This is a genomic window from Pseudomonas sp. GXM4 (assembly GCF_008923895.1).
GTDB classification, from domain to species: Bacteria; Pseudomonadota; Gammaproteobacteria; order Pseudomonadales; family Pseudomonadaceae; genus Aquipseudomonas; species Aquipseudomonas atacamensis.
In genome coordinates this window covers 1-8713 of sequence record NZ_WBRZ01000224.1, presented here as the reverse complement: position 1 = coordinate 8713, position 8713 = coordinate 1, and the positions used below count along the sequence as shown (strand labels likewise).

Genomic DNA, 8713 nt, shown 5'->3' with positions numbered 1-8713 from the left:
GAAAAATCAAAGGATCGCAGCCTCGTTGCACTCGTCAGCTCCTACACGAAGTTAGCGGTGTTTAAAGTCAGGTGGCGACGCGCGCGCCAGCCAGACTCCCGCTCAACTCATACGCAACCAGTTCCGCCTGATGCGCCGCCAATATCTCCGGCAACGATCCGCGCAAATATTCCACCCAGGTTTTGATCTTCGCATCCAGGTACTGCCGCGACGGGTAGATCGCGTAGAGGTTGAGTTCCTGCGAGCGGTAGTTCGGCATCACGCGCACCAGGGTGCCGTTGCGCAGGCCTTCGATGGCGGCGTAGACCGGTAGCACGCCGACGCCCATGCCGCTGGTGATGGCGGTTTTCATGGCGTCGGCGGAGTTCACCAGGAACGGTGAGCTGTTGATGGTGACCGTTTCCTGGCCGTCCGGGCCGTCGAAGGCCCATTTTTCCAAGGGGATCACCGGGCTGACCAGGCGCAGGCAGGCGTGGTTGAGCAGGTCGCTGGGTTTCTGCGCGGCGCCGTTGGCTTTCACGTAGGCCGGCGAGGCGCAGACGATGCTGTAGGTGATGCCCAGGCGTTGCGAGACGAAGCCGGAATCGGGCAGTTCGCTGGCCAGCACGATGGACACGTCGTAGCCCTCGTCGAGCAGGTCCGGCACGCGGTTGGCCAGGGTCAGGTCGAAGGTCACGTCGGGGTGGGTCTTGCGGTAGCGGGCGATGGCGTCGATGACGAAGTGCTGACCGATGCCAGTCATGGTGTGCACTTTCAGCTGGCCGGCCGGGCGGGCGTGGGCGTCGCTGGCTTCCGCTTCGGCTTCTTCGACGTAGGCGAGGATCTGTTCGCAGCGCAGCAGGTAGCGCTTGCCGGCCTCGGTCAGGGCGATGCGCCGGGTTGTGCGATTGAGCAGACGGGTTTGCAGATGGGCTTCGAGGTTGGAGACCGCGCGCGAGACGTTGGCGGTGGTGGTGTCCAGTTGCACGGCGGCGGCGGTGAAGCTGCCCGCTTCGGCAACACAACTGAAGGCGCGCATGTTTTGCAAAGTGTCCATGGGGTGCTCTCAAGGGAGATGGCAAATTGTGACACGAAGTTTCAGGGGCTGAGACCCCCGACCAAGGGATTATCTCGTTAACCGTAACAAAGATTCACAGAAATCCCAGCTTATCGCCGCAGAGGCAGCTCCATAGAATTGCGCCGATCCTGTGCCGGCGCTGCCGAAGGCTGCGGTCTTTTGATTTTGTTTTAAGGGAAGCAAGATCAAAAATCGCAGCCTGCGGCAGCTCCTGCACGGTCCTCGATCTATCCCTCTCTCAGGAATTCGCAGCTGTGCCGCGTCGCATCAACAGAGCGCTTTTGCCGCTCAGTGTTCTGGCTTTAACCCTGGCTCTCGGCGGCTGCATCTCAACTCAAGGCATTGCCCCTCACGGCGAAACGCTTGCGGCCGATTCACTGGCCACCGACGCGGCCATTGCCGAGGCCGCCAAAGACGCCCACTGGCCCAGCGCCCAATGGTGGCAGGCGTTTGGTGACGCGCAACTTGATCGCTGGATCGACCTCGCCGTGCAAGGCAGCCCGAGCATGGCCATGGCCGCTGCGCGGGTGCGTCAGGCCAAGGCTATGGCCGGTGTTGCCGAAGCGGCCGAGGCGTTGCAGATCAATGGCGAATCGACCCTCAAGCGCCACAACTGGCCGACCGATCAGTTCTACGGCCCCGGCGATCTGGCCAACACCACCACGTGGGACAACAACGCCGCGCTCGGCTTCAGTTACGCCCTCGACCTCTGGGGCCGCGAGCGCAATGCCAGTGAACGCGCAGTGGATCTGGCCCATGTGAGCGTGGCCGAGGCGCGCCTGGCGCAACTGGAACTGCAGAACAACATCGTCCGCGCCTACATCGAGCTGTCGCTGCATTACGCCCAGCGCGACATCGTTGCCGCAATGCTCAAACAGCAACAGCAGATTCTCGATCTGGCGCAGAAGCGTTTGAGCGGTGGCATCGGCACGCACTTCGAAGTCAGCCAGGCCGAAACGCCGTTGCCGGAAACCCATCGCCAACTCGATGCGCTGGACGAGGAAATCGCCCTGAACCGCAACCAGATTGCTGCGCTGGCCGGTAAAGGCCCGGGCGCGGCGGCGCAACTGCAACGGCCGACGCTGTCCCTCGCGGCGCCGTTGAAGTTGCCCTCGGCATTGCCCGCCGAACTGCTCGGCCAGCGTCCGGACGTGGTCGCCAGTCGCTGGCAAGTGGCGGCGCAGGCGCGCGGCATCGATGTCGCCCACGGCGGTTTCTACCCCAACGTCGATCTGGTCGGCAGCCTCGGCTACATGGCCACTGGCGGCGGCGCGCTGGAGTTTCTGACCGGCAAGAAACTCAACTACAACGTCGGCCCGGCGATCTCGTTGCCGATCTTCGACGGCGGTCGACTGCGTGGCGAATTGGGCGAAGCGGCGGCCGGTTATGACATCGCCGTGGCGCACTACAACCAGACCCTGATCAACGCGCTGAAGAACATTTCCGACCAGTTGATCCGTCGCGAATCGATGGATAAGCAGCAGGACTTCGCCGCCGAATCCGTGGCTGCCGCGCAGAAGACTTACGACATCGCGATGATCGCCTACCAACGCGGCCTCACCGATTACCTCAATGTGCTGAATGCGCAGACCTTGCTGTTCAAACAGCAGCAAGTGCAGCAGCAGGTCCAGGCGGCGCGGTTGAGTGCGCATGCCGAGCTGGTGACTGCCTTGGGGGGTGGCCTCGGTGCCGGTGATGACGTACCGACAGCCGAGCAGACCCAAGCCCCGAAAACCCCGGCGCTGCTGCGTTGAACACAGCATCCATTGTGGGAGCGAGCCTGCTCGCGAAGAGGGCGTATCAGTCAATGAACATGTTGCCTGACACGCCGCTTTCGCGAGCAGGCTCGCTCCCACAGGTTTCGAGTCCGCATTGCATGCCTGAGTATTTTCAATGACCTCCTTGCCCGCCCCTCTACGCTGGCTCCACTCCCTGGAATGGCGTCGCGGTTTCTTCGACTGGGCACGCAGCGATGGCGTGACCTGGGTGTATATCTTCAAGGTGTTGCTCGCCGCGTTTCTCACCCTGTGGCTGGCGATGCGGCTGGAACTACCGCAACCGCGTACGGCGATGATCACAGTGTTTATCGTCATGCAGCCGCAGAGCGGTCAGGTGTTCGCCAAGAGTTTCTATCGCTTGCTCGGCACGCTGGCCGGATCGGCGATGATGGTCACGCTGATCGCTTTGTTCGCGCAGAACACGGAGCTGTTTCTCGGCTCGCTGGCGATCTGGGTCGGCATCTGCTCGGCCGGTGCCGCGCGTTGCCGCAACTTTCGCGCCTATGGTTTTGTCCTCGCCGGTTACACCGCAGCGATGGTCGGATTACCGGCGCTGGCGCACCCGGACGGCGCCTTTATGGCGGCGGTGTGGCGGGTGCTGGAGATCTCGCTGGGGATTCTCTGTTCGACGCTGATCAGCGCGGCGATCCTGCCGCAGACCGCCAGCGCGGCGATGCGCAACGCCTTGTATCAGCGCTTCGGTGTGTTCGCCTTGTTCGTCACCGATGGCTTGCGCGGGCGCAGCAAAGCCGAGGCGTTCGAAGCCAGCAACGTGCGCTTCATTGCCGAAGCCGTCGGCCTGGAAGGCTTGCGCAGCGTGACCGTGTTCGAAGACCCGCACATGCGCCGGCGCAACGGTCGTCTGAGTCGTTTGAACAGCGAGTTCATGGGCATCACCACGCGCTTCAACGCCTTGCATCAGTTGCTTGAACGCCTGCGCGGCAATGGCGAAGAGCATGTCGTGGCGGCGATCAAACCGGGCTTGCAGGACCTCGCCGAAGTGCTCGACAGCTTCAGCGGTCGCGCCCTGACCAGCCCCGATGCGGCACGTTTGGCGACCGCGTTGGCCACCTATAAGGAAGGTCTGCCGGCACGTGTCCGAACCCTGCGCGGGATCTTTCAGGACACTGCTCCGAGCGAAGCCGAACAACTGGATTTCCACACCGCCTACGAATTGCTCTACCGCTTCGTCGATGACCTGCACAGCTATGCGCAGACCCATGCGTCCCTGGCCGAGCACCGCCACGAACGCGAGCGCTGGGACGAGCCGTTCACTCCGCAAACCAACTGGTGGGCGGCGGCCGCGTCGGGGATTCGTGCCTCGTTCATCCTGATTGTGTTGGGCAGTTATTGGGTCGCCACCGCGTGGCCGAGCGGGGCGACCATGACCCTGATCGCCGCCGCCACCGTCGGCCTTTCCGCCGCGACACCGAACCCCAAACGCATGGCCTTTCAAATGGCCTGCGGCACGTTTCTCGGCGCACTGATCGGCTTCGTCGAGATGTTTTTCATCTTCCCGTTGATCGACGGTTTCCCCTTGCTCTGCATGATGCTCGCGCCGGTGATCGTGCTCGGTTCGTTCCTCGCTTCACGACCGCAATACGCCGGTGTCGGCCTCGGATTGTTGATCTTTTTCAGCACCGGTTCAGTGCCGGACAACCTCACGATTTACAACCCCTACACCTTCATCAACGACTACATCGCCATGGTCATGGGCATGCTCGTGTGTGCGGCGGCGGGGGCGATCATTCTGCCGCCGAACAGTCGCTGGCTGTGGCAGCGCCTGGAGCAGGACTTGCGTGGCCAAGTGGTCTACGCGATCAGCGGCAAACTCAAGGGCCTGGCCTCGCGTTTCGAGAGCCGCACCCGCGATCTGCTGCATCAGGCCTATGGCCTCGCGGCAGGACAACCGAAGGTGCAGAAGAGTCTGCTGCGCTGGATGTTCGTGGTGCTCGAAGTCGGCCACGCGATCATCGAATTGCGCAAGGAACAGGCGATCCTGCCGGTGCACCCGGCGTATGCCGAATCGCAGCCGTGGCGCCAGGCAATCCGCGTGATGGGGCGCGCGTTGGTGCGCCTGTTTCTACAGCCGAACGCGAGCAATCTCGAACGCGCACTGGTGGCGGTCGATCACGCGATCAGCCGCGTCGCCGCCACCGATGAGCCGTTCGCGCCGCACTTCGATACCTCGGCGTTGCGCCGGGTGAAAAGCTACCTGCACTTCATCCGCACCTCGTTGCTCGACCCGCAATCACCCCTCGCCCAATTCGCTTCTGCCCGGCCCGAAGGACTCGCCCATGCCTCGTGAAATCGCCTTCCACGGCGTGTACATGCCGACCATGACCCTGATGTTTTTCATTGCTGCGGGACTGGCCTGGGCAGTTGACCGCTTCCTCTCGGGGTTCGACCTGTACCGTTTTTTCTGGCACCCGGCGCTGCTGCGTCTGAGCCTGTTTACCTGTCTGTTCGGCGCCATGGCGCTGACTGTCTACCGTTGAGAACATCTTGATGAAAAAGTTTTTCAGCCTGCTCGCGACCCTGCTGGTACTGGCCCTGGCGCTGTGGATCGGCCGCACGCTGTGGGAACACTACATGAACACGCCGTGGACCCGCGATGGTCGCGTGCGTGCCGATATCATTAACGTTGCCGCCGACGTCACCGGTGAGGTAGTCGAAGTGCCGGTGCGTGACAACCAACTGGTGAAGAAGGGCGATCTGCTGATGCGCATCGACCCCGAGCACTATCGCATCGCGGTCAAGCAGGCGCAGTCACTGGTGGCTTCGCGCAAGTCGACCTGGGAAATGCGCAAGGTCAACGCGCACCGCCGCGCCGACCTCGACAATCTGGTGATCTCCAAAGAGAACCGCGACGACGCCAGCAACATCGCTGACGCCGCGCTGGCCGATTACCAACACGCCCAGGCGCAATTGGAAGCCGCCGAACTCAACCTGAAACGCACCGAAGTGCGCGCGGCGGTCGACGGTTACGTGACCAACCTCAATGTGCATCGCGGCGACTACGCGCGCATTGGCGAGGCGAAGATGGCCGTGGTCGACATGAATTCATTTTGGGTTTACGGCTTTTTCGAAGAAACCAAACTGCCTCACGTCAAAGTGGGTGACCAAGCCGACATGCAATTGATGAGCGGCGAAGTGCTCAAGGGCCATGTCGAAAGCATTTCGCGCGGGATTTACGACCGCGACAACCCTGAAAGCCGCGAGCTGATTGCAGATGTGAATCCGACGTTCAACTGGGTGCGGTTGGCTCAGCGGGTGCCGGTAAGGATTCACATTGATGAGGTGCCGGCGGGGGTGTTGCTGGCGGCGGGAATTACTTGCACGGTCATAGTTGACGGCCTGAACTAACAGTATGTCGCGAGAAAGTCAGGGTTCTCGCGATTTTTACTTCTGGGCTATGTTTTGTTTGTTTGGTTTTTTCTTTTTTGAAGGTTTGGTTAATTGTAAGTTGCTGTTGTGCTTCGATTTCTTAACTCATCATTGTGTTAGTGTTTTCCTGTCGCCATGAATATGGCACGACCCCATTGATATAAGTTTTTGCCGATTGCATTCAGGCCTCGGCATATATTTGCTTTTAAAAAGGAATGTTAAATTATGGAACTGATTAGTATCAGGATGGACGATTACATCAGTCATATAGTCAGCGGTGAGCCGGTGACTTTAAGTTTTACAATGTTGACCGATGGTACGCCACCTCCCGTTGGCTCACGTTTACAGTTTCGGGCCCGCGACGGTGCGGCTTTCCTGCACGCTTCGATGCCTTCCAGCGGAGCACAGATGAGCTATTCAGAAGATTTGAAGATCAGTACTTTGACCGTTACCGAGGATCAACTTGAAGGGTGGAATCCGCGGCGCACGCTGACGTTTACAACACCTGTAAACATGGACTCTTCAAAAATTTCCGAAATATTCGGCATGGTTTATTATCAGCCCAGTTATGAGGTAGGTTACTTTCCTGTACTCGTCCAGCCAGATGGAAAGCAGGCGATCTCGACCCGTCAGGTATTTGCTGCAAAATGGCAGGATACTGTGACCGGCGGCTGAATCTACAGTTATGACGTTATGGTTAAAGCCGGTGATCAATCGATTGCCCAATGGAAGTTTTCAAGTGCGGGTTTACCGACGGGAACGAGCATTTACGCCAATCCGTGGCTTGATGTAGTGCATGATGCAAAAGAGGGGATTGTCGAATTGGCTACGCCACCGGGTGACCGGTATGTGTTAATCCCGGGCAAGGAAGTCGCAGTCTCCATCCAGTTGTTATACCCGGCGGCAAAGGGACAATCTCCAGCGTTTGAATCCCTGCCCAATCTGACGGCCGTACCGCGTTGATGCTCCGCAGTTACTAGGTCGTGATGGTTTGAGCTCGCCGCTGGCGACCTCAAACCTCGGGATCAGAATTTCAGGTGCAACCCGAAGCGCTTCATCAACGTCGATTCCAGCAAACCCTTCGGCAACAACGCCGCCAGCAACGGCAACGCCCGACTGCCGTTGCCGATGCGAACCAGCCGTGGCGGCTTGCTCTGCCGCACCGCTTTCAACAGCTCAGCCGCAAACTCACTGGCCGGGGTTGGCTTGTCCTGGGACGCCTTGGCTCGTGCCCGAATGCCTTCACGCAATGGAAACCACGGCGATTGCTCGTTGATCAATTGCTCGGCTTCCTGTCCGGCATTCTTCGCAAAACTCGATTCGATCGCGCCGGGCTGGACTTCCATCACACGGATGCCAAACGGTGCCAGTTCCATTCGCAAGGCATCGCTCAACGCGTGTACCGCCGCTTTCGAAGCGCAGTAGGTGCCGGCAAATGGCGTGACCAGCACACCTGACACGCTGCCGATATTCACCACCAGCCCCTTGGCCCGACGCAGCAGCGGAAACAACGCGCGGGTGACGCCGACAATCGAAAACACGTTGGTCTCGAACTGGCGCTGCATCGCCTGCACGCCGCCGTCGAGCAGCGGCCCCATCGCGCCGTAACCGGCGTTGTTGATCAGTACATCAAGGCCGCCATGTTGCTGGTTCAGACGCTCGGCGAGTTGTTTCAGCGCGGCGCCATCGTTGACGTCCAGCTGAATCGCGGTGAAACCGGCGGCGCTGAGCGCAGCGACGTCTTCAGTCTTGCGCGCACTGGCCCAGACTTCGTAGCCGGCGGCTTTGAACGCGTCGGCGAGGGCGCGGCCGATGCCGCTGGAACAACCGGTAATCAACGCAACGGGCATGGCGCATTCCTTGTGCAAAAAAGTCGGGGGAGGGGATCAGTCGGCAAAACTACCCTGCAAATGCTCGGCGCGAAACTCCAGGGTTTGCGGGCGATAGCCGGGACGCAGTGGCGGCAAGGGCAAGCAATCTTCCCAGGTGGCGCCGGCCTGCAGTTCGCCGGGGCCGCGATAGCGCGGGGCGGTGTATTGATTGTCGGCCAGATTGACCGTATCGCCCGGCGCGTACGCGGCGATGCGCCAACGCAGTTCGGTCAGCGGCACATCGTTACCGTTGTTCATTTTCAATTGCAGTGGACGGTCGGCCGGACATTGTTCGGGAGCATAGGCAATGCGCAGTTCCAGGCGCGCCAGTTGTTTGATCTCGCGGTTGTCCAGCCACACCACCCACATGGCTACGAAGCCGAGGCCGATGGCAGCGGCCACCGACACCGGCAAGGCCTTGGCCGGATAGCGCAGCAGCAGGATCAGCCAGGTGATGACCAGCAGGATGCCGATGAACATGTCGGATAACCTCGCAGAGACAGAGAGGCATCCTACCTAAGCGTGGGGGAGGTTGGCGATGGGCATCGGGACTTGCGGCGTCTGACCGGCTCTTCGCGAGCAGGCTCGCTCCCACAGATATGCATTTGAATTGTGGGAGC

9 protein-coding genes are annotated in these 8713 nt (G+C 60.5%); 6 read left to right on the top strand and 3 right to left on the bottom strand.

What is annotated here, in order from left to right:
* Nucleotides 1–67: 67 nt before the first annotated feature.
* Entirely contained in the window at nucleotides 68–1036 is a 969-nt protein-coding gene (locus F8N49_RS21680; protein WP_024011667.1) for a LysR family transcriptional regulator, read from the bottom strand.
* Between the two features lie 275 nt (nucleotides 1037–1311).
* On the opposite strand from F8N49_RS21680, the gene F8N49_RS21675 reads away from it, so the two are divergent.
* The 6 genes from F8N49_RS21675 (at nucleotide 1312) to F8N49_RS21645 (ending at nucleotide 7185) form a co-directional block, all read left to right on the top strand.
* Complete coding sequence (locus tag F8N49_RS21675) at nucleotides 1312–2811, top strand: efflux transporter outer membrane subunit (protein ID WP_151552492.1); 1500 nt, start codon at nucleotides 1312–1314, stop codon at nucleotides 2809–2811.
* A 139-nt stretch (nucleotides 2812–2950) separates the two neighbouring features.
* The gene (locus F8N49_RS21665) at nucleotides 2951–5143 is read left to right on the top strand and encodes an FUSC family protein (RefSeq protein WP_151552490.1); all 2193 of its coding nucleotides are present in this window, start codon (nucleotides 2951–2953) and stop codon (nucleotides 5141–5143) included.
* Entirely contained in the window at nucleotides 5133–5333 is a 201-nt protein-coding gene (locus tag F8N49_RS21660) for a DUF1656 domain-containing protein (protein WP_016771611.1), read from the top strand. The genes F8N49_RS21665 and F8N49_RS21660 overlap by 11 nt, the downstream gene beginning before the upstream one ends.
* A 10-nt stretch (nucleotides 5334–5343) precedes the next feature.
* Complete coding sequence (locus F8N49_RS21655; protein ID WP_071174445.1) at nucleotides 5344–6201, top strand: HlyD family secretion protein; 858 nt, start codon at nucleotides 5344–5346, stop codon at nucleotides 6199–6201.
* A gap of 246 nt (nucleotides 6202–6447) precedes the next feature.
* On the top strand, nucleotides 6448–6897 hold the full coding sequence (locus tag F8N49_RS21650; protein ID WP_122747678.1) for a hypothetical protein: 450 nt from the start codon (nucleotides 6448–6450) through the stop codon (nucleotides 6895–6897).
* 18 nt (nucleotides 6898–6915) lie between these two features.
* Nucleotides 6916–7185, top strand: coding sequence for a hypothetical protein (locus F8N49_RS21645; RefSeq protein ID WP_151552488.1), 270 nt, complete (start codon nucleotides 6916–6918; stop codon nucleotides 7183–7185).
* 62 nt (nucleotides 7186–7247) lie between these two features.
* Here F8N49_RS21645 and F8N49_RS21640 read toward each other — a convergent pair whose 3' ends face one another.
* Together F8N49_RS21640 and F8N49_RS21635 are read right to left on the bottom strand one after the other, a co-directional pair.
* Nucleotides 7248–8072, bottom strand: a complete 825-nt coding sequence (locus tag F8N49_RS21640; protein WP_122747677.1) for an SDR family oxidoreductase — start codon at nucleotides 8070–8072, stop codon at nucleotides 7248–7250.
* Between the two features lie 36 nt (nucleotides 8073–8108).
* On the bottom strand, nucleotides 8109–8573 hold the full coding sequence (locus tag F8N49_RS21635; RefSeq protein ID WP_071174448.1) for a multidrug transporter: 465 nt from the start codon (nucleotides 8571–8573) through the stop codon (nucleotides 8109–8111).
* Nucleotides 8574–8713 lie beyond the last annotated feature (140 nt).